Genomic DNA, 21,261 nt, shown 5'->3' with positions numbered 1-21,261 from the left:
CTATCGTCGCCGGGTGTCGATTGGTTCTGGCCCAGGTGGGCGCGCTCCCGATGTCCCGGCCGCGGTGCCCCGGCGGTCGGTGCTGCTGATCGGGATGGGCGTCGGCGACCCGGAGTCACTCACCTACGAGGCCGGTCGAGCGCTGGCCGGTGCGGACGTCCTGTTCACGGTCGACAAGGGTGCCACGAAGGCCGACCTCAACGCGCTGCGGGGCGAGATCTGCGCCCGGTACGCCCGGCCCGGCCTGCGTCTCGTCGAGCTGGTCGAGCCGGAACGCGACCGGGCGCCCGCCGACTACGCGGCGGAGGTGCGCCGCTGGCATGCCGCCCGCGCCGACGTGTGGGCGCGGGCGCTGCTGGCGGAGCTCGCCGACGGCGACCGGGGCGCGTTCCTGGTGTGGGGCGACCCGGCGCTCTACGATAGCTCGCTGCGGATCCTCGACGACGTCCGCTCGCGAGGGCTGGTGGACGTCGACGTGACGGTGATCCCCGGCATCTCCAGTGTGCAGGCGCTGGCCGCCCGGCACCGGATCGCGCTGAACAGCATCGGCGGGGCGGTCCACCTCACCACCGGCCGGCGGCTCACCGCCGAGGTGGCGGGCCAGGACTCGATCGTCGTGCTGCTCGACGGCGCGGCGGCCTGGCGGGACATCCCCGACGCCGACCGGTGGGACATCTACTGGGGTGCCTACCTGGGTGGGCCCGACGAGATCGCGATCGCCGGCCCGCTCGCCGAGGTCGGCGAGGAGATCGTGGCGGTGAAGCAGGCCGCGCGGGCCCGCAAGGGCTGGATCATGGACGTCTATCTGCTCCGACGACGGCCTTGACCGGGGCCGGCCCCGGGGCTGCGGCCGGAGCGGGCTCTGCCGCCGAAGCGGGCTCTGCGACAGTTGCCGTAGCTGCCGCTGGAGCGGGCTCCGGGGCTGGAGCCGGGGCTGGAGCGGGTGCCGGCAGGTGGCCGTCGTGGTGGCGTGGGGTGAAGACCAGGCCGGTGTCGGCGTCCCGGCGGGTCCGCGACGAGCCGATGATGAGCAGGGTGCGCATGTCGACGTGGTCGGCGCTCAGATCCGCGAGCCGGATCACCTCGACGCTCTCGCCGGCGTCCCCGACCGCTCGGCCGACGACGACGGGAGTATCGGCGTCCCGGCACTGCGCCAGGGTGGCGCGGACCTCGTCGATGTGCGCCCGGCGGGTCTGCGACCCGGGATTGTAGAGCGCGAGCACCAGGTCGGCCGTGGCGGCGGCACGCAGCCGGCGCAGCACCAGCGGCCAGGGCTTGAGCTGGTCGGACAGGGACAGCACGCAGTAGTCGTGGCCGAGCGGCGCGCCGGCCCGGGCGGCGACGGCGTTCGCCGCCGTCACGCCGGGCAGCACGCGGACGGGAACGTCCCGGTAGCCGTCGGCCCGGGCCTCCAGAACGGCCGACGCCATGGCGAACACCCCCGGGTCGCCGGAGGAGACGACCACGACGCGCGCCCCGCGCCGCGCGAGGTCGAGGGCGAAGACCGCGCGTTCCGCCTCGACCCGGTTGTCGCTAGGGTGGCGGCGCTGGCCCGGCCGGACGGCGACGCGCCGCAGGTAGGTCTGGTAGCCGACGAGGTCGTCGGCCTCCGCCAGGGCACGGGCCGTCTCGGGGGTGAGCCAGTCCGCGCCGGCGGGGCCGAGCCCGACAACGGTGACACCGCCGGGCTCGGCGACGGTGACACCACCGGGCTCGGCCACAGTGACACCGCCGGGCGCGGCGACCGTGACGAGTGTCGGCTCGGCACCGGCACCGGCACCGGCAGCGCTCGCCACGGCGCAGGTGGCGCTCTGCTCGTTGCCGGCAGCGCTCGGCCTGGCCTGCGCGGCCTCGGCACTGCGGCACGGCTGGTCGGCCCGGTTCGCCGGTACGAGAACCATCGACATGTACGGGACGTCCTCGACTGCCGCCAGGTCACGCAGCGCCATGACGCGCTCGCCGTCCCGGCTGGCGCGGCTGACGAGCAGCGCGCCGTCGAGCCGACCGGCCTCGGTGAGGCTCCGGCGCACGCCGTCGAGGTCGGCTCGGACCTTCATCAGGGCGAGGCCGTCCCCGGCGGCGGCCAGGTCACGCAGCCGGTCGGCGGGCATCGTCGCGGGCACGACGGTGAGGGTCTCGTCGCCGGTGGCGAGCGCGACGCCCGCGGCGGCGGCGGTGGCGGACACGGACGTCACCCCGGGGACGACCACGCACCCGAACCGCGGGGTGAGCCGGCGCTGCATGTGGGTGAAGGAGCTGTAGAGCGTCGGGTCGCCCTCGGCGAGCAGCACGACGTCCCGGCCCGCGGCCAGGTGCCGGGCGAGCCGGGCGGCGGACTGCTCGTAGAACTCGTCGATCGCGCCCTGGTAGCCACCGGGATGGACGGTGCCCCCGCGGGTGACCGGGTAGACGAGCTCCTCCTCGACGACGTCGGCCGGCAGGTAGGGGGCCGCGCTCGCGCGGGCCAGCGACCGGCCGGGCCGGGCCGCGTGATACGCCACGACCTGCGCCTGGCCGATCAGGCGGGCGGCTTTGACCGTGACAAGCTCCGGGTCTCCCGGGCCCACGCCGACACCGTAGAGGGTGCCGGCGGGCACGGCGGGGCTGGCCGTCGCGGGGCTGGCCGTCGCGGGGCCGGTGGTCGCGGAGTCGCCGGGTGCGGGATTCACAGTTCCTCCGAGGCGATCGCGTTGACGGCGGCCACCGTCATCGCGCTGCCGCCGCGGCGACCGTGGACGACGAGGTAGGCGAGGCCGAACGGGTTGTCCGCGAGCGCCTGCTTGGACTCGGCGGCGCCGACGAAACCGACCGGCAGGCCCAGGACGGCCGCCGGCCGGGGCGCGCCGGCGCCGATCATCTCGAGCAGGTGGAACAGCGCGGTCGGGGCGTTCCCCACGGCGACGACGGCGCCGGCGAGCCGGTCGCGCCACAGCTCGAGCGCGGCGGCGGAACGGGTGGTCCCGAGCCGGGCGGCCAGGTCCGGGACCCGTTCGTCACCGAGCGCGCAGACGATCTCGTTGCCGGCGGGAAGCCGCCGGCGGGTGATGCCGCTGGCGACCATCTGCGCGTCGCACAGCACCGGCGCGCCGGCGCGCAGTGCCGCCCGGGCCGCACCGACGACATCCGGGCTGGCCTCGACGTCGGCGGGCAGGTCGACCATGCCACAGGCGTGGATCATGCGGACGACGACGTGCTCCAGGTCGGCCGCCAGGTGTGCGAGGTCGGCCTCGGCGCGGATGGTGGCGAACGACTGCCGGTAGATGGTCGCCCCGTCGCGCTCGTAGTGGTACCGGGAATCAGTGCCGGTCGGCATCACGGGCATTCCTTCGGTTCGGTGCCGGTGTCGTGGACGAGGTAGCCGGCGGGGCCGGCGACGACGGCCAGGTGCCGGGAGGCGGGCTGGCCACAGCGACGCGCGCAGCCACTCCAGTGCGCCCGCGGTCCAGCAGCTGTGGGCGGCCCGGGCGGCGCCGCGGCGCCGAGGGGGATGAGTCGGCCCGCGTCGACCGCCCGGGCGGCGTCGGAGCGTACGTCCGCGAGCGCGCTCGCGCAGCCGGGGCGGCCGGCGCAGGTGGTGACCCGCGTCCACGGCGAGCCGGGGTCGGTGACGAGGCCGACGCGCCCCGCGGCGACGGTGAAGCGGTCCGGGCCGGCGCCGCTGAGGCGGGGCAGGACGACCGACCGCCACGGCGTGACACGCAGCGCCTCACCGGTCGCCGCGGCCTCGGCCGCGAGGACGTCGGCCCGCGGACGGGTCAGCTGGCCGAGCGGCACGTGGACCGCGGCGGCGTGAAAGCCGTCCGGGCGCTGCCAGACACCGCCGTGCCAGGCCCCACCAGGCCAGGCATCGGCGGGCCTGGCGCCGACGGGCCAGGCGCCACCGGGCGAGGTTCCGCCGGGTCGAACTGTCCGGGCAGGGGCGGGGCCAGGAGTCGGCCGGGGGGCCTGCGGGCGGCCGGCCCGCAGCGCGGCGGCGAGCTCCCGGCCGCCGTCGGGCAGGTCCCGGACCCGCCAGACCGGATGGCCGGCGCCGACGACGTCCGCGGCGGTGCGCAGGAACGCCCGCGCGGCCCCGAGCAGCTCCGGGACCACGGCGGCGCGCTCGACCTCCACCCCGGCCGGGCCGATCCACCAGCGTCCGCGGGCGGTGGGGGCCGCCCACGCGTCCGGAGCGAGGGCCGCGATGTCACCGGTCGCGTCGTCCAGGCCGAACAGGAACCGGCCAGACAGGCCGGCGAGCTCCGGGTCCGCGCACAGTGCCTGGTCGAGCGCGCGCACGAGCTCCTGGAGCCTCGGGTCCTCGGGCCTCGGGTCCTCGGGCCTCGGCTCCTCGAGGCCCGGGTCCTGGCCGGTCAGGCCGGCGAAGGGCGCGGCGACGATGTTGCGGACCCGCTCGTGGGTGGCCGAGGGCAGCAGCCCCAGCTCGGCGACCCGCTCCGCGAGCTCGGCCCGGCGGCCGGCGGGAACGCCGCGCAGTTGGACGTTGCCCCGTGAGGTCAGCTCGACGGCGCCGTGCTCGCCGAACGACCCGGCGAGCACGGTGAGCGCGAACAGCACCTCGCCGTCGACGAAGCCGCCGGGCAGGCGGATCCGGGCGAGGCCGCCGTCCGCGGCCTCGTGCAGAACCAGTGCGCCCGGGCAGCGGTCGGCCCTGCCCGGTGGCGCCGATCGCGTCGCAGGCATCTACGCCCGTCCTTCGAGGTCGCCCTCGGCGCGCAGGTAGATCTCGCGCAGCGCGTCCAGGGTCGCCGGCTGCGGCTCGGACCACAGCCCGCGGTCGACGGCCTCCAGGAGCCGTTCGGCGATGCCGTGCAGCGCCCAGGGATTGGCGTCGGCGAGGAACTTCTGGTTCTCGTCGTCCAGGACGTAGGCCGCGGTCACGGCCTCGTACATCCAGTCGGCCACCACACCGGCCGTCGCGTCGTAGCCGAACAGGTAGTCGACCGTGGCGGCGAGCTCGAAGGCGCCCTTGTAGCCGTGGCGGCGCATCGCGGCGATCCAGCGCGGGTTGACGACCCGGGCGCGGACGACCCGGGCCATCTCCTCGCCGAGGGTGCGGGTGCGCACGTCGTCGGGCCTGGTGGAGTCCCCGATGTAGGCGCGCGGGCTGCGGCCGGTCAGCGCCCGGACCGCCGCGATCATCCCGCCGTGGTACTGGAAGTAGTCGTCGGAGTCGGCGATGTCGTGTTCGAGGCTGTCGGTGTTCTTGACCGCGACGCTGATCCGCCGGTACGCCGCCTCCAGGTCGTCGCGGGCCGGGCGGCCGTCGAGGCCGCGGCCGTAGGCGTAGCCGCCCCAGGCGGCGTAGACCTCGGCGAGGTCGGCGTCGTCGTGCCAGGTGCCGGCGTCGACGAGCGGCAGCAGCCCGGCCCCGTAGGCGCCCGGCTTCGAGCCGAAGACCCTGGTGGTGGCCCGGCGCCGGTCGCCGTGGGCGGCCAGGTCGGCGTCGGTGTGGGCCCGCACGTAGTTGTGCTCCGGGTCCTCGTCCAGGTCGGCCACCAGCCGGACGGCGTCGTCGAGCAGGTCGACGACGTGCGGGAACGCGTCGCGGAAGAACCCGGAGATCCGCACGGTGACGTCGATGCGGGGGCGGCCGAGCTCGGCGAGCGGAATCGGTTCCAGGCCGCGCACCCGCCGCGAGGCCTCGTCCCACAGCGGGGCGACGCCGAGCAGGGCGAGGATCTCGGCGATGTCGTCGCCGGACGTTCGCATCGCCGAGGTCCCCCAGGCCGACAGGCCGACCGAGCGGGGATACTCGCCGGTGTCGGCCAGGTGGCGTTCGAGCAGCGAGTCGGCCATCGCCCGCCCGGTCTCCCAGGCCAGCGGGCTGGGCACGGCCCGCGGGTCGACGGCGTAGAAGTTGCGCCCGGTCGGCAGGACGTTGACCAGGCCACGCAGCGGCGAGCCACTCGGGCCGGCGGGGATGTAGCCGCCGGCGAGCGCGTGCAGCGTCCGGTCGAGCTCGTCGGTCGTCCGGGCGAGCCTGGGCACGATTTCGGTGGCGGCGAACGTCAGCACGTCGACCACCGCGGCACGGTCGACGTCCCCGGCCGCCGCCGGCGCGTCGAGCGCGGCCAGCGCGACCGACTCGGCCGGTGCGTCGAGCAGGGCCGACTCGGCCGGTGCGTCGAGCACCGTGCCGACGACCTCGGTCACGGCCGCCGGGTCCCAGGCACGCTCTTCCAGGGCGCTGACCAGCGCTCGGGCGACCGCCTCCACCGCGTCGGTCCGGGCCGTCCCGTCGTCGGTGCCAAGGCCGAGGGCCTGGCGCAGCCCGGGGAGGGCGGCGGCGCCGCCCCACAGCTGGCGGGCGCGCAGCATCGAGAGCACCAGGTTGACCCTGGCCTCGCCGGTCGGCGCCGCGCCGAGGACGTGCAGGCCGTCGCGGATCTGCGCGTCCTTGATCTCGCAGAGCCAGCCGTCGACGTGCAGGAGGAACTCGTCGAACTCGGCGTCGTGCGGCCGGTCGGCCAGGCCCAGGTCGTGGTCGAGCTTCGCCGCCTCGATCAGCGTCCAGATCTGGGCACGGATCGCGGGGAGCTTCGCCGGGTCCATCGCGGCGATCTGCGCGTGCTCGTCGAGCAGCCGTTCGAGGCGGGCGATGTCGCCGTAGCTGTCGGCGCGGGCCATCGGGGGGACGAGATGGTCGATGATCGTCGCGTGGGCCCGCCGCTTGGCCTGGGTGCCCTCGCCGGGGTCGTTGACGAGGAACGGGTAGACCAGCGGCAGGTCGCCGAGGGCTGCGTCCGGCGCACAGCCGGCGGACAGCGCGGCGGCCTTGCCCGGCAGCCACTCGAGGTTGCCGTGCTTGCCGACGTGGACCACGGCGTGCGCGCCGAACCCGGCGCCGGCGGCGCCACCCGACCCGGCGGTGTCACCGGAGCCACCGGGGCCGCTGCGCAGCCAGTGGTAGGCCGCCAGGTAGTGGTGGCTCGGCGGCAGGCCCGGGTCGTGGTAGATCGCGATGGGGTTCTGGCCGAACCCGCGCGGTGGCTGGATGAGGATGACGATGTTGCCGGCGGTCAGGGTGGCGAGGACGATCTCGCCGTCCGGGTCGGCCGAGCGGTCGACGAACAGGTCACCGGGCGCCGGGCCCCAGTTCTCCTCGACCTCGGCGCGCAGGCCGGCGGGCAGCGTGGCGAACCAGGCCCGGTAGGTCGCGGCGGACACGCGGACCGGGTTGCCGGCGAGCTGCTCCGCGGTCAGCCAGTCCTCGTCCTGCCCGCCGGCGGCGATCAGCCCGTGGATGAGGGCGTCCCCGTCCCCGGCGGCGAGGCCGGGCAGCGCGCCGGGCCCGTCGGCCGGGCCGACGTCGTAGCCGGCGTCGCGCAGCGCGCCCAGCAGCGCGAGCACGCTGGCCGGGGTGTCCAGGCCGACGGCGTTGCCGATCCGGGCGTGTTTCGTCGGGTAGGCCGACAGCACCAGCGCGATCCGCTTCTGCGCGTTCCGGATGTGGCGCAGCCGCGCGTGGCGCACCGCGAGCCCGGCGACCCGCGCCGCCCGCTCCGCGTCCGGGACGTAGTGGGTCAGGCCGTCGGCGTCGATCTCCTTGAAGGAGAACGGGACCGTGATGATCCGGCCGTCGAACTCGGGGATCGCCACCTGGGTCGCCGTGTCCAGCGGCGACAGGCCGTCGTCGCTGCCCTCCCACTGGGCCCGCGGCGACGTGACGGCCAGCGCCTGCAGGATCGGCACGTCGAGCGCGGCCAGCGCCCCGATGTCCCAGTCCTCGTCGCGCCCGCCCGCGCCGACCTCGGCCGGGTTCGCGCCGGACGCCGCCCCGCCGGCCGCCAGCACGGTCGTCACCAGCACGTCCGCCTGGCCGAGCACGTCCAGCAGCCCCGGGTCGGCGGCGCGCAGGGAGGCGCAGAACACCGGCACCGCCCGCCCGCCCGCGGCCTCGACGGCGTCGGCGAGCGCGTCCACGAAGGCGGTGTTCCCGGCCAGCTCGTGCGCCCGGTAGTAGAGGATCGCCACGGTCGGCCGCCCGGTGCTGGCTTCGGCGGCCGGCTCGGCGGCGGTGGGCTCGGCGGCGGTGGGCTCGGCGGCATCACCGGGCCGCGGCCGCACGCCCCACGGCGGGGTCGGCAGCGGCGGGTCGAACCCGTGGCCGGTCAGCAGGACCGTGTCGGAGAGGAAGCGGGCGAGCTGGCGCAGGTTGTGCTGGCCGCCATGGGCGAGGTAGGCGTGTGCCTGCGCCGCGGCCCCCGCGGGCACCGATGACAGCTCCATCAGCTCCGCGTCGGGTACCTGCTCGCCGCTGAGGACCACGACCGGCAGGCCACTGGCGAGGACGGCGTCGAGCCCCTCGGGCCAGGCCCGACGGCCGCCGAGCAGGCGCAGCACCACCAGGTCGGCGCCGTCGAGCAGCGCCGGCAGCTCGGAGTCGTCGAGGCGGGTCGGGTTCGCCAGCCGGTAGTCCTCCCCGCTGGCACGCGCGCACGACAGGTCCGTGTCGGACGTCGACAGCAACAGGATCACGGACGGCTCCCCAGGGTTGGCCGGGACGACGACAGATGTTCGGCGGAGCCGGCGGCCTGCGGCGCACCGGGCGGGACGAACGGAAGGCCCGCCGGCGGACCGTCGGCGAGCAGTGCCCGCAGCGCGCCGGTGTCGAGATGGTCGGCGACGAGATCGCCGAGGGCGTCCAGGCGGCGTTCCCGGACAGCGGCGAACGAGATCTCGCCGCGGGGCTGCCATGGCGAGCCGGTCCGGGCGGCGACGTCGGTGAGGAACGCCCGGCGGAAGCCGTCGTTCTCGAACGCGCCGTGCCAGGTGGTGCCCCAGACCGCGCCGGCCCGGCACCCGTCGAGGAACGGCTCGCCGCCGTGCACCGTCGCCACCCCGTGGTGGATCTCGTAGCCGCGCACGGGCTGGCCGTAGGCCACGCCGACGGGCCGGCCGAGGGTCTTGTCCGCGGCGAACCGGACCGTGACCGGCAGCAGCCCGAGGCCGTCGACCGCCCCCGCGCCGCTTTCCACCTCGTCGACGATCGTCTCGGCGAGCATCTGGTAGCCACCGCAGACGCCGAGCACCGGACGCCCGGACGCCGCCCGGCGGGCCAGCGCGTCGTGCAGCCCGCGCCGGCGCAGCCAGCCCAGGTCGGCCACCGTCGACCGGGTCCCGGGCAGCACCACGAGGTCGGCGGCGTCGAGGTCCTCGGGCCGGTCGGCGTAGCGCACCGCGACACCGGGCTCGGCGGCGAGTGCGTCCAGATCGGTGAAGTTGCTCAGGTACGGCAGCCGCACCGCCGCCACCCGCAGCGGCCCGGCCGGGTCTCCCCTGGTCTCGCCGGGCGCGGGCAGGCCGAGCGAGTCCTCCACGTCCAGGTCGAGCCCGTCCTGCCAGGGCAGCACGCCGAGCACGGGCCGGCCGGTGAGCCCCCGCAGCATGTCCAGCCCCGGTTCGAGCAGCGCCCGCTCGCCGCGGAACTTGTTCACGACGAACCCGGCGACCAGCGCCTGGTCCGCGGGCTCCAGCAGGGCGAGGGTGCCGTACATCGCGGCGAACACTCCGCCGCGGTCGATGTCGCCGACGATGATCGTCGGCAGGCCGGCGGCCCGGGCCAGGCCCATGTTCGCGATGTCGTTCGCCCGCAGGTTGATCTCCGCCGGGCTGCCGGCGCCCTCGCACACCACCACGTCAAAACGGGACCGCAGGTCGGCCAGGCTGGCGAGCACCTCGGTAAGCAGCCGGCCCTTGAGCTCCCGGTAGCCGAGCGCGCCGGTCTCGGCTACCGGCCGGCCGCGTAGCACGACCTGGCTGCGGTGCCCGGCGCCCGGCTTGAGCAGCACCGGGTTCATCGCCGCCTCCGGTTCGATGCCGGCGGCGGCGGCCTGCATGACCTGCGCGCGGCCGATCTCCGCGCCGTCGGCGGTCACCCACGAGTTCAGCGACATGTTCTGGGCCTTGAACGGCGCCACCCGCACGCCCTGGCGGGCGAGGAACCGGCAGATGCCGGCGGTCAGCACCGACTTGCCGGCGTCCGAGGTGGTCCCGGCGACCAGCAGCGCGTCGCCCGTCCTGCCCGCCTGCCCCGCGCCGCCGGTCATGCCGCGACCGCCCGCGCCTGGCGGGCGGCGGCGACGAACCGGCTCGCGGCGCCGGGCATCCCAGCCCAGTGGGTGTGCAGGTAGGAGGCGTGGACGCCGCCGCGGACGAAGCCCTCCGCGATCTCGGCGCCCGCCGCGTCGCGCCAGCGCCAGGCCGGGGCCGAGTCCCGTACCGCGCCGCCACCGGCCGGTGGGATGGTGGCCGTGCGGTGGAACTCGTGCCCGCGCACGACCGTGCCCCGCGGGGCGAGCACCGAGTCGGTGGCCGCGGCCGCCTCCCGGTAGCCCAGGGTGAGCCGGGGGGTCATCGCCGCCGCCACCTCGCCGAGCACCCCGCACATCGGCGCCCCGTCGAGGGCACTGCTGAGATAGAGGAGCCCGGCGCACTCGGCGGCGACCGGCGCGCCGGTCGCCGCGAACGCCCGCACCGCGGTTCGCAGGGCGGCGTTCGCGGTGAGCGCACCGGCGTGGACCTGCGGGAACCCGCCGCCGATGACCAGCGCCGACGTCCCGCCCGGCAGCGCCTCGTCCACGGTGGGATCGAAGGGGGCGACATCGGCGCCGGCGGCAATCAGCAGCTCGGGTAGTTCGGTGTAGCCGAACGTGAAGGCCGGACCACCAGCGACCGCGACCACCGGACGCGGACCGGCGGCGGTCGCGGCAGCGCCGACGATCGCGCCAGCGCCGGCGCCTCCAACCCCAGTGCTGTCGCCAGCTCCGGCGACGGCGGCCCGCGGATCCCAGGGCTCGGCGGGGAGGTCGGGCGCCGTCGCCGCGAGCGCGAGGAGCGCGTCGAGGTCGAGGTCCGCGGCGGCGACCGCACCGAGCTCGGTCACGACGTCCCGGGCCGCCCCGGCTCGCTCGGCGGCCGGTACGAGGCCCAGATGACGCGACGGGGTCGCCAGGCTCGCCCGCCGGCGGACCACGCCGAGCACCGGCATGGCGATCTCGGCCATCGCCGCGCGCAGGATCTCGGCGTGCCGTGCGGAGCCGACCTGGTTGAGCACGACGCCGCCGATCCGTACCCGGGGGTCGAAGGCGCGGAACCCGTGCACGGTCGCGGCGACGGACCGGCCGGCCGCCCGCGCGTCGACGACCAGCACGACGGGCGCCGCGAGCAGCGTGGCGACGTGCGCCGTCGAACCGAACCCGGGACGGGTCGCGTGCCCGTCGAACAGGCCCATGACGCCCTCGATGACGGCGATGTCGGCTCGTCGCGGGGTGAGCGCGCCGTGCAGGAACAGCGGCCCGATCCGTTCCTCGCCGACGAGCCAGGGGTCCAGGTTGCGCCCCGGCCGGCCGGCGGCCAGCGCGTGGTAGCCCGGATCGATGTAGTCGGGGCCGACCTTGTGCGGCGAGACGGCGAGCCCGCGCGCCCGCAGCGCGGCGAGCAGGCCGGTGACGATCGACGTCTTGCCGGCGCCACTGGCTGGCGCGGCCAGCACGATCCGCGGAACTCTCATGGCCCGCTCACCATTCGATCCCCCGCTGGCCCTTCTGCCCGGCGTCCATCGGATGCTTCACCTTGGTCATCTCGACGACCAGGTCCGCGGCGGCCACCAGCCGCGGGTGCGCGCGGCGGCCGGTGATGACGACGTGCTGGAACCCGGGGCGCGCGGCGAGGGTCGCCACGACGTCCTCGACGTCGACCCAGCCCCACTCGATCACGTAGGTGAACTCGTCGAGCACCAGCAGCCCGTAGGTCTGCGCGGCCAGATCGGCCTTGATCCGCTCCCAGCCCTCGGCGGCGGCCGCCGCGTGGTCGTCGAGCGGCCCGCGCTGGGTCCACGACCAGCCGGAGCCCATCTTGAACCAGTCGACCGGCGCGCCCTGACCGGTCCGCTCGTGGACCTCGCCGAGCGCCCGCAGCGCGTTCTCCTCCCCCACCTTCCACCGGGCGCTCTTGACGAACTGGAACACGCCGATCGGCCAGCCCTGGTTCCAGCCGCGCAGCGCCAGACCGAAGGCGGCCGTCGACTTCCCCTTCATCTCACCCGTGTGGACGATCACCAGCGGCCGGTTGCGCCGCTGCCGCGTCGTCAGACCGTCGTCGGGGACGCTCGTCACCTGCCCCTGCGGCGCCATCAGGCGACGTCCCTCAGCGCACGGACGGTGGCCGCGAGCCCGGCTCCGACCGCGGCGCTGTCCAGGCCTGGACTGGCCCCGTGGCCTCGTCGCCCGTCGGCTCTCGCAGCCCGGGAGCCGGCTGTGGCCCGGGTTGTGGCCCCCGGCGCCCCCCCGGGAGCGAGGCCCGGTGCGGAGCCGGGGGCAGCCAGCTCGGCGAGGCCGAGCAGCGGGGCGCCCAGCATGCCGGCGAGAGTGCCCGCGAGTCCGAGCCGGACCCGGCCCGTCTCACAGTCGACGACCACCGCCGCGACCCCGCCGCGGGCGAGCAGTTCGGCCGCCGGACCCGGCGCGGGCCCGGCGGTGTGCCGGCCGTCGGTCAGCACGACGAGCAGCGGCCGGCGGCTCGGGTCGCGCAGGCGCTCTCGGGCGAGGGTGCGGTGCGCGAGCAGCAGGCCGTCGGCGAGCGGGGTGCGCCCACCCGCCGGCAGGTCCGCGAGCCGCGCCGCCGCGACGTCGACCGACGACGTGGGTGGCAGCGCCAGCTCGGCGGCCTCCCCACGGAAGGTGACCAACCCGATCTTGTCGCGGCGCTGGTAGGCGTCGAGGAGCAGTGAGAGCACCGCCGCCTTGACCGCACCCATCCGCGCCCGTGCCGCCATCGAACCGGAGGCGTCGACGACGAACAGGACGAGGTTTCCCTCCCGGCCCTCGCGGCGCGCCTGCCTCAGGTCGGCCGCCCGCAGCACCAGCCCGGGGCCGCCTCGCCCCCGGGCCGCCTGATGCGGCGCCGCGGCCAGCATCGTCGCGACGACGTGCAGGTCCCGCGGCCGGCCGGCGGGCACGTCGGCGCCGACGACCGCGCCCGTGCCGGTGACCGCGCGGGACCGCCGGCCGGGGACGCCCCGGCCGACGCCGGGCACCTCGAGCCGCCGGGCACGGAACGTCTCCGCCGGGGCGACCACCCGGGAGGGTGCCGCGCCCCTGCTCGCGCCCGCGGGGGCGGGCGCGGCGGTGGCCGGCGGGGCGTCGTGGGTTGGCCGGTCGGACGCGTCGTCGCCGACTGGTGTGTCGTGCTCCGCCGCGTCGGCGGAAGCACCGCCACCCGGTCCGTCCGGCCCATCCGGCCCATCAGACCCGTCAGACCCGTCCGGCCCGGGGGGCGACTCATCCCGCTCGCGGGCAGGGCCGGACGGGCCGCCGGCGGCATCCGGATTCGCGTCATGGGCCGGGTCGTCGGCGCGGTGCTCGCCGCCCGGCTCCTCGGCGGTCTGCTCCCGGGCGGCGTCCAGCGCGGCGTCGAGCTGGTCGGGGTCGAGACCGGGCTCGTCGAACGGGTTGCGGCGGCGGCGGTGCGGCAGCGCGAGCGCCGCCGCGATCCGGACGTCCGCCTCGGTGACCTCGGCGCGTCCCTCCCAGGCCGCATGCGCCACGGCGGCCCGGGCGGTCACCAGGTCGGCGCGCAGCCCGTCCACCTCGAACGCCGCGCAGACGGCGGCGATCCGGACCAGTTCCCGATCGGGCAGCCGCACGGCGGGCAACGCCGCCCGGGCAGCGGCGATCCGCGCCGACAGCGCCCGCTGTGCCTCGGCGTAGCCGGCCGCGAACGCGTCCGGGGCGGCGTCGAAGGCCAGCCGGCGGCGGACCACCTCCGCCCGCGCCACGGCCTCCCGTGGGGCCGCGACCTGCACGGTCAGGCCGAACCGGTCGAGCAGCTGCGGGCGCAGCTCGCCCTCCTCCGGGTTCATCGTCCCGACCAGGAGGAACCGGGCCGCGTGCCGGACCGACACCGCGTCCCGCTCGACATGGGCGACACCGAGCGCCGCCGCGTCGAGCAGCAGGTCGACGAGATGGTCGTGCAGCAGGTTGACCTCGTCGACGTAGAGCACGCCGCGGTGCGCGGCGGCGAGCAGCCCCGGTTCGAACGCGACGACACCCGCGGTCAGCGCCCGCCCGAGGTCGAGCGAGCCGACCAGGCGGTCCTCGGTCGCCCCGACGGGAAGCTCACACAGCCGGGTCGCCCGGCGTCGCGCCGGAGGGACCCGCTGCCCCGGGCTCGCGGGATGCGGGCCGTCGGGGCAGTCCTCGGCCGGACTGCCCGGATCGCAGGAGAACCGGCAGTCGGCCACCACGTCCACCGGCGGGAGCACCGCGGCGAGCGCACGCACCGCCGTCGACTTGGCCGTGCCCTTCCCCCCACGGACGAGCACGCCACCCACCTCGGGCGAGACCGCGTTGAGGATCAGCGCGAGGCGCAGATCGTCCACGCCGACGATCGCGGTGAAGGGAAAAGGGGGCACGGGCCACCACCTCGCACCGGCAGATATCCACGCCTGCCGCTAGCACGGGCCCAGGAACTGCTGTTCACGGGCGGGCGGCCGAGGTGTTCTGGCTCACCGCGCCAGCTGGTCGCGGCTCACAGTGGCGGGACCGCCCCGGCCTTGGCGCCGCGCGCCGCACCGGAGTTCCCCTCGTTTCGCCTGGCAGGAATCGTGCCATGGGAGGGCGCCCCGCGAACAGTGACTAACAACACCCGCGATCCGGCCGCCGCCATCCAGGTGACGCCCCGGCCCCGGCGCCGGCACAATCACCCCGTGCCAGGCAGCCCCTCATCGCCCGAACCGCCCGCAGCGGAACACACGACCGCCCGGGCCGGCGCCTTCGGTGTGACCGTCGTCGGAATCGGCGAGGACGGCTGGGACGGCCTCGCCGACGCGGCTCGCGAAGCCCTGGCCGGAGCGGATGTCGTTCTCGGCGGTGCCCGCCAGCTCGCCCTCGTCGCCGGCCGGGTGCGCACGACCGAGGCCTGGCCCCGCGACCTCGCCGCCGCGGCCGCGGCGCTGCCCGACACCCATGCCGGGCGCCGCCTCGTCGTGCTCGCCAGCGGCGACCCGATGCACTACGGCGTCGGCGGCACCCTCACCCGGGCGCTCGGCCCGAGCCGGGTGAGGGTGCTGCCCGCGCCGTCGTCGATCTCCCTGGCCTGCGCCCGGCTCGGTTGGCCGGTCGAGGGGGTCACCGTCGTCAGCACCCTCGGCCGGCCCTACGCCGCGATCGGCCCCGAGCTGCGGGCCGACGCCCGGGTGCTGGTCCTCACCGGCGACGAGGACGGAGCCGACCGGGTGCGCCGACTGGTCACCGAACGTGACCTCGCGGCCGAGCTCACCGTGTTGGAACGCCTCGGCGGTCCGCACGAACGCGTCCATGTCCACCAGGCCGGGCCGGCCGCCCTGCCACGGCATGACCGGCTCGCCATCGTCGCGATCCGCTGCGCGCCCGGCGAGCGTCGGGCCGGCGCCAGCCAGGTGCCGGGCCTGCCCGACGAGACGTTCGCCACCGACGGCGTGCTCACCAAGCAGGAGGTACGGGCGATCACGCTGGCCGCGCTCGCCCCGGCGCCCGGTGAGCTGCTCTGGGACGTCGGCGCCGGCAGCGGCGGCATCACCACCGAATGGCTGCGTGCCGACCGCCGCTGCCGGGTCGTCGCCATCGAGCCGCGGGCGGATCGCGCCGCCCACGTCCGGGCGAACGCCGAACGCCTCGCCGGCGTCGTCGCATCGCCCGCCGGCGCTGCCGACCCCGCGGCCGGGGCTGGAGCCGGGACCGGGACCGGGGCTGGAGCCGGGGCTGGAGCCGGGGCTGGAGCCGGGGCTGGAGCCGGGACCGGGGCCGGGGCCGGACGGCTACGTCTCGTCGCGGGCCGCGCACCGGACGTGCTCGCCGGTCTGCCGACGCCGGACGCCGTGTTCGTCGGCGGCGGCGCGAGCATCCCCGGAGTCATCGACGCCTGCCTGGCGGCGTTACCTCCGGGCGGGCGCCTCGTCGTCAACGCGGTCACGATCGAGACGGAGGCCGTTCTCGTCGACTGGCATCGGCGGGCCGGCGGCCGGCTGCGCCGGATCGCGATCTCCCACGCCGAGCCGGTCGGCTCGTTCACCGCCTTCCGCGCCGCCCTCCCGGTCACCCAGTGGATCCACACCGCCCCAAGCGGTTCCAGATGATCACTGGCACGCCAGACCCCTCGCGGAACCCCGAGCTTCGGGCTTCCACTGATGGCCACTGATCCCTCGCAAGAAGTGAGGATTTCGGTTGCTGAAACGACCGATATCCGCACTTCTTGCGTATTGCCAGATGGCCTTGCGTCCCATTTGTGCCTATTGACGACGAATACTTGCGCTGCTTGGCGGCGACTCGGCAGTAGGGCCAGCGGCCAACTCCCGCAGAGCGATCAGGATGCCGGCGACGCCCGGCCAGGTCGGCGGGACCTGGCCGGCGCCCGCCGGGCGGTCGACCATGACGACCGGAACGCCGAGCGTCCGGGCCGCGTCCAGCTTGGCGACGGTCAGCGTGCCGCCGCTGTCCTTCGTGACCAGCACCCGGATGCCGTGCTCTCGTAGCAGCCGGGTCTCCCCTTCGACGGTGTAGGGACCGCGGTCGAGCAGCACGGTGTGCCGCGATGGCAACGTGTCCGTCGGCGGGTCCACGGCCCTGATCAGATAGTGGCGGTCCGGGTCCGCGGCGAACGGCGCGAGCTCGCGGCGACCGGTGGTGACGAACACGGCGCCGCCCGGCGGGCAGAGCTCCCGGGCCCGGTCGGCGGCCGCCGCCAGGTCGCCGACGCGATACCAGTCGTCACCGGGCCTGGCCTGCCAGCCGGGCCGTGCCAGCCGGAGCAGCGGCACCGCGGAACCGGCGCCGCCCGCCCACACGCCGCCCGCCCAAACGCCGCCCGAGTGCGTGCCGCCCGAGTGCGTGCTGCCTGAATGCGCGCTGCCCGCGTCGTCCAACGCGGGCGAAGGGGCCGCGCAGGCGGCGACGGCGTGCGCGGACATCCTCGCCGCGAACGGATGCGTGGCGTCGACGACGACGTCGATCGCCCGGTCCCGCAGGAAGGCACGCAGGCCGCTGACTCCGCCGAAACCGCCGATCACGGTCTCGCCGGCGGGCAGCGCCGGATCGCGTACCCGGCCCGCGAGCGACGAGACGACGTCCATGCCCTGCTCGGCGACGAGCGCGGCGGCGAGGTCACGTGCCTCCCGGGTGCCACCGAGGATCAGGACACGCACGCACGGTCCCGTTCCGCCGAGTACAGGTGGCTGTCACGGAAGCCCGCCGCGGCGAGCGCGTCGCCGACGACGATGACCGCCGCCCGGCCGATCCCGGCGGCGCGCACGGCGGCGGCGATCGTGTCGAGCCGGCCGCGCAGGACGACCTGGTCGGGGCGTGAGGCCCAGGCCACCACCGCCACCGGGGTGGCGGCGCCGTAGACCGGCAGCAGTTCCTCGACGACCGCCTCGATCCGCTGGACGGACAGGTGGATGACCATCGTCGCCCGGGCGGCGCCCAGGGCCGCCAACGTCTCGGCAGCCGGCATCGCGGAGGCGTTCTCGCTGGTCCGGGTCAGGACGACGCTCTGCGCCACGCCCGGCACGGTCAGCTCCCGGCCCAGCTCCGCTGCCGCCGCCGCATACGCGGGCACCCCGGGGCACACGTCGTAGCGGACGCCCGCTGCCTCCAGTCGGCGCATCTGCTCGGCGACCGCGCTGAACAGCGACGGGTCACCGCTGCAGAGCCGGGCGACGTCCTGGCCGGCGGTGTCGGCCTCGACGAGGTGGCCGACGATCTCGTCGAGGGTCAGTGGAGCGGTGTCGACGAGCCGGGCACCCGGCGGGCAGTGCGCCAGCACGGCCGGGTCGACCAGGCTGCCCGCGTAGAGGCAGACCGGGGAGGCCGCGATCAGGTCCCGGCCGCGCAGGGTGAGCAGGTCCGCGGCACCGGGGCCGGCGCCGATGAAATGAACGGTGATCGCGTCGCTCCCTAGAACGGCGTGGAAGGCCGTGCCACGGCCGGCCAGACAGATGTCACGGCGAGCTCAGGAAAGCAGCGGAACGGTGGTCACCGGAGCCTCCTTCGGGGATTGTGCGTCCCCGCGAACGGATGGGCGTCATGACGGCGAAGTATCTGACTCACCCGCGGTCTTTCGCGGGCTCACAGTGGCGCGACCGTGCCGGACTTCCACCGGCTTCCTTACGCCGTCACGAGGCCCCACCGTAGGTCCGTCCCGGATCGAGCGTCAACACCCGCTCCGGCGACCGACGTCTCCCGCCGCCCGGGCCGGGCTCAGAAGCTGCCGACGGCCTCCTTCTCATCGTCGTAGATCTCGAAGATGGTGATCAGCTGGGTGATGTGGAGCAGGTCCTGAATCTTCGGTGTCGGCTTCAGCAGCTTGAGGTGGCCGCCGCGATGCTGCGTGGCCGTGTAGGAGCTGACGAGCTCCCCGATGCCGCTGCTGTCGATGGTGGTGACGCTGGCGCAGTTCAGCAGCAGATTGCGGGTGCCGTTCTCCATCTCCTCACGGACGGCCCAGCGGAGCTGCTCCGCTCCCATACCTAGGACGATCTTCCCGCCCAGGTCGAGGATGGTGACACCGTTCTGCTCGCGACGGTCGATCTTCATGAGTATCAGGTGCTCCTTCCGGAAGGTGTTTCACCGGACGACTGCCGCGGAAAGCGCAGCACCCTGCGCCCCATGCCCACCCCGCCCCAGCGCCCAACCCGGAGAATTCGTCCGGGCACACAGGGCAATAGTCCCCTGAGTCAACCCGACACAAACACCGTCAGTTACTGTCCGTAACACAAGCGCTTCGAGTCCGCGGCCTTCACCCGACCCACCTTCGCGTCGCGGCCACCCGGAACGAGCCGGCGCCGGTCACCCGACCGGCGTTGTCAGCCAGCCGGGTTCGTCGCGGTGACCAGCCAGGTCGCGGCGGGGAAACGGACCGCTCCCCGCACGAGATGCCGACGCAGCTCCGCCCGCACCTCGTCGAGCAGCGCCGCCCAGCCCTGCGGGCCCAGGGCCGGCTGCAGCTGCTGCCTGGCCGACCGGCCGGTGGAGGTGCTCAGGATGGTCGCGAGCCGTTCCTCGACCCCGTCGGTGCCATCGGCCCCGTAGTCGCATTCGAAGTCGAGCGCGTTGATCGCGATGTCGGACCAGCCCGCCGCGCCCAGGACGCCCGCCAGCCGGTCGGCGTCGGCGAACGCGGTCGGGCCGGGCTCGCCGGGCGCCGGATCCGCCGGCGGCGGGACCAGCCGCCCGGCGAGCACGCTGGAGCCGAGCGAGAACATCGTGTTCTCCTCCCGGCCACGCCAGCAGGCGAAGACCAGCCGGCCCTCCGGCGCCACAACCCGGCGGATGTTCGCGAACGCCGCCGTCGGATCCTCGAAGAACATCACACCGAAGCGGGAGACGACCAGGTCGAACGGGGGGCCGGGTGCCTCCCCGCCCAGGTCGAGAACCTGCGCGTCCCCCACGATGACGGTGGCGCCCGGAACCCTGCGCCGGGCCGCCTCGACCATGACCGGCGAGATGTCGACACCGACCACGCTCGCGCCCGCGCCGGCCCCCGCCGCGAGCAACGTGCCGGAGCCGCAGCCGACGTCCAGCAGCCGCTGCCCGGGCCGGATGGTCGCCGCACGGCTGATCGCCGCGGTCACCGGCGCGAACAGGGCGTCGAAGAGCGCCTCGTTCGCGACCCAGCCGGAGGCGTTGTCGCGCCAGGTCAGCCGCATCTGCTCGTTCTGCACGCCCTCGACGTTAGTGCGTGGGCGTTGTCCCACGGCAGGCGTTGTCCCACGGCAGGCGTGAGCGCGGCCGACCGGCGGCCTGGACACCGCGCCCACATTCCCAGACCGCCCGCCGCGGAGGTTGCTAGTTGCTGTAGACCCGCCGGGGCGCCAGGAAAACGGCGGTTCGCCGTTGCTCGGCCATCACCCGGTCATACGTGGCCCAGTCGTCGTGCGTGCCGCCCGCGGCGACGAAGACCTCCCGCAGCAGCAGCCGGAGCCGCTCGGCGTCGATGTCGGGATGCGGGTCGTCCGGGCCGATGAGCTGCGCCTCGCCCTCAGCGGACACCCATCGCCAGCCCGACCTGACCGTGACGGTCAGCGCGGGCCTGGCACGCAGGTTCGCGAGCTTGATCCGGCCATAGGTGACGAAACCGACGACCGGAGTCGTGCTCAGCGGATGCCGCAGGACGCCGACATTGACCACGGACGACTGAATGCTCTGGTCGGCCCGCGACGTCGAGACGACCGCAAGCCCACTCTCCTCCCGGCCCAGCTCCGCCAGGTCGTCCATCGTCGCCACAGCCATGCCTCCCCGTCTGTCAGCGCGTCCACTCGCCCGCCCAGCATCGTTTCACGGCTCTGGGCGGCGGACAGACGGCGAGCGCCACGACCCGAAGTGCCTGTACCGGGTCAGGCCGCCCCGCCGGCGCCACCCGGCTCGCCGCCCAGCTGCCCGCGGTCACCCGGCGTAGGTCAACAGGGTGCGAAGGTCAGCAGGGTGACTGACGGGCGCAGATCACGCGGGCCGGGCAGGGCCGCGATCCTCCGGAGCGTTCTCGACCGCCATGCCCTGCGGCCGGGCGGCGGCTGCAGGTCCTCGGCGGTGGCCACGCCGGGGATCCGCGCGGGCAGGCGAGCGGCCGCGGAGACCGTGAGGCCGAAGGGCATGGGCGGCGCGATGTAGCGGTCCGACATGCGGTAGCCCTTCATCGTCCGCCTGCTGAACGCGGGGGGTATCGAGTCGAAGAACAGCTGCCCGGCGGGGAACCGCGCGGCACACTCGGTGATCAGGGACATCACCTGGTCTCGTTCCAGGTACATGAACAGGCCCTCGGCGGAGATGAACACCCCACGCGCCGGATCGGGGACGTCCATCCAGCTGTGGTCCAGCGCCGAGACCGGGATCGCGGTCATGCGTGGCTCCGGCGGCAGCAGGCGCCGGCGCAGGTCGATCACCGGTGGCAGGTCCACGGTCAGCCAGTCGACGCCGGGCCGCCCCAGGCGCCAGTAGGTGGTCTGCAGGCCCTCGCCGAGGGCGACCACAGTCGCCTCGGGATGCCGGTCCAGGTACGCGCGGATGGCGAGGTCCAGGGCGAGGGCGCGCAGTGGATGGCTCTGGCTGGGCCTGCCGAAGCGTTCGAAGTCGTAGTCGATCCTGCGGTAGAGACGCTCCGCCAGCGGGTCGTCGAACGACGAGCCCGGGTGGATCGACTCCTCGGCGCGGTTGCGCAGCGTCCACAGGCAGGTGGCAGCGACTCCGTCCAGGGCCGCACCGTCGATCTTTTCTTCGGTCGTCATGG

The 21,261-nt window shown here is 75.3% G+C and carries 16 protein-coding genes and 1 riboswitch; of the genes, 2 read left to right on the top strand and 14 right to left on the bottom strand.

Annotated features, from left to right (window positions below):
* The first annotated feature begins 64 nt into the window (after positions 1-64).
* Complete coding sequence (gene cobF / locus AWX74_RS16580; RefSeq protein ID WP_091277612.1) at positions 65-826, top strand: precorrin-6A synthase (deacetylating); 762 nt, start codon at positions 65-67, stop codon at positions 824-826.
* Here cobF and cobJ read toward each other — a convergent pair.
* From cobJ to AWX74_RS16540, 8 genes are read right to left on the bottom strand one after another with little or no spacing between them, the layout of a single operon-like run.
* The gene (gene cobJ, locus AWX74_RS16575) at positions 792-2,669 is read right to left on the bottom strand and encodes a precorrin-3B C(17)-methyltransferase (RefSeq protein WP_278184632.1); all 1,878 of its coding nucleotides are present in this window, start codon (positions 2,667-2,669) and stop codon (positions 792-794) included. The genes cobF and cobJ overlap by 35 nt on opposite strands.
* The gene (locus AWX74_RS16570; protein WP_165615661.1) at positions 2,666-3,313 is read right to left on the bottom strand and encodes a precorrin-8X methylmutase; all 648 of its coding nucleotides are present in this window, start codon (positions 3,311-3,313) and stop codon (positions 2,666-2,668) included. The genes cobJ and AWX74_RS16570 overlap by 4 nt, the downstream gene beginning before the upstream one ends.
* On the bottom strand, positions 3,313-4,683 hold the full coding sequence (locus AWX74_RS16565) for a nitrite reductase (protein WP_091277608.1): 1,371 nt from the start codon (positions 4,681-4,683) through the stop codon (positions 3,313-3,315). The genes AWX74_RS16570 and AWX74_RS16565 overlap by 1 nt, the downstream gene beginning before the upstream one ends.
* A complete protein-coding gene (gene cobN, locus AWX74_RS16560) occupies positions 4,684-8,481 on the bottom strand; it encodes a cobaltochelatase subunit CobN (RefSeq protein ID WP_091277606.1) in 3,798 nt (1,265 codons plus the stop codon).
* Positions 8,478-10,052, bottom strand: a complete 1,575-nt coding sequence (locus AWX74_RS16555) for a cobyric acid synthase (protein ID WP_091277604.1) — start codon at positions 10,050-10,052, stop codon at positions 8,478-8,480. Before AWX74_RS16555 ends, cobN begins: the two co-directional genes overlap by 4 nt.
* Positions 10,049-11,515 (bottom strand): cobyrinic acid a,c-diamide synthase CobB, encoded by a 1,467-nt coding sequence (locus AWX74_RS16550; protein WP_091277602.1) that lies wholly within the window; start codon positions 11,513-11,515, stop codon positions 10,049-10,051. Before AWX74_RS16550 ends, AWX74_RS16555 begins: the two co-directional genes overlap by 4 nt.
* Positions 11,516-11,522: 7 nt before the next feature.
* The gene (cobO, locus tag AWX74_RS16545) at positions 11,523-12,137 is read right to left on the bottom strand and encodes a cob(I)yrinic acid a,c-diamide adenosyltransferase (RefSeq protein ID WP_091277600.1); all 615 of its coding nucleotides are present in this window, start codon (positions 12,135-12,137) and stop codon (positions 11,523-11,525) included.
* Entirely contained in the window at positions 12,137-14,416 is a 2,280-nt protein-coding gene (locus AWX74_RS16540) for a VWA domain-containing protein (protein WP_091277599.1), read from the bottom strand. The genes cobO and AWX74_RS16540 overlap by 1 nt, the downstream gene beginning before the upstream one ends.
* Positions 14,417-14,782: 366 nt before the next feature.
* On the opposite strand from AWX74_RS16540, the gene cbiE reads away from it, so the two are divergent.
* Positions 14,783-16,117, top strand: coding sequence for a precorrin-6y C5,15-methyltransferase (decarboxylating) subunit CbiE (gene cbiE / locus AWX74_RS16535; protein WP_242666269.1), 1,335 nt, complete (start codon positions 14,783-14,785; stop codon positions 16,115-16,117).
* 153 nt (positions 16,118-16,270) lie between these two features.
* Here the strand turns inward: cbiE and AWX74_RS16530 are convergent, their stop codons facing one another.
* The 6 genes from AWX74_RS16530 to AWX74_RS16505 all read right to left on the bottom strand — a co-directional run bounded on the left by AWX74_RS16530 (position 16,271) and on the right by AWX74_RS16505 (position 21,259).
* Positions 16,271-17,182 carry a precorrin-6A/cobalt-precorrin-6A reductase gene (locus AWX74_RS16530; protein ID WP_091277594.1) on the bottom strand — a complete coding sequence of 304 codons (912 nt, stop codon included), beginning with the start codon at positions 17,180-17,182 and terminating at the stop codon, positions 16,271-16,273.
* A complete protein-coding gene (gene cobM / locus AWX74_RS16525; protein WP_278184634.1) occupies positions 17,170-17,907 on the bottom strand; it encodes a precorrin-4 C(11)-methyltransferase in 738 nt (245 codons plus the stop codon). The genes AWX74_RS16530 and cobM overlap by 13 nt, the downstream gene beginning before the upstream one ends.
* A 143-nt stretch (positions 17,908-18,050) precedes the next feature.
* Positions 18,051-18,168: riboswitch (cobalamin riboswitch) on the bottom strand.
* A gap of 68 nt (positions 18,169-18,236) precedes the next feature.
* Positions 18,237-18,572, bottom strand: a complete 336-nt coding sequence (locus AWX74_RS16520) for an STAS domain-containing protein (RefSeq protein WP_091277590.1) — start codon at positions 18,570-18,572, stop codon at positions 18,237-18,239.
* 269 nt (positions 18,573-18,841) lie between these two features.
* On the bottom strand, positions 18,842-19,699 hold the full coding sequence (locus AWX74_RS16515) for a class I SAM-dependent methyltransferase (RefSeq protein ID WP_242666268.1): 858 nt from the start codon (positions 19,697-19,699) through the stop codon (positions 18,842-18,844).
* A 124-nt stretch (positions 19,700-19,823) separates the two neighbouring features.
* Complete coding sequence (locus AWX74_RS16510; protein WP_207550353.1) at positions 19,824-20,261, bottom strand: TIGR03618 family F420-dependent PPOX class oxidoreductase; 438 nt, start codon at positions 20,259-20,261, stop codon at positions 19,824-19,826.
* 173 nt (positions 20,262-20,434) lie between these two features.
* Complete coding sequence (locus tag AWX74_RS16505; protein WP_091277588.1) at positions 20,435-21,259, bottom strand: class I SAM-dependent methyltransferase; 825 nt, start codon at positions 21,257-21,259, stop codon at positions 20,435-20,437.
* Positions 21,260-21,261: the final 2 nt, after the last annotated feature.

The sequence above is a fragment of the Parafrankia irregularis genome (assembly GCF_001536285.1).
Taxonomy (GTDB): Bacteria; Actinomycetota; Actinomycetes; order Frankiales; family Frankiaceae; genus Parafrankia; species Parafrankia irregularis.
Note: the sequence above shows the minus strand (reverse complement) of the source record. Positions and strands in the feature narration are given on the sequence as shown.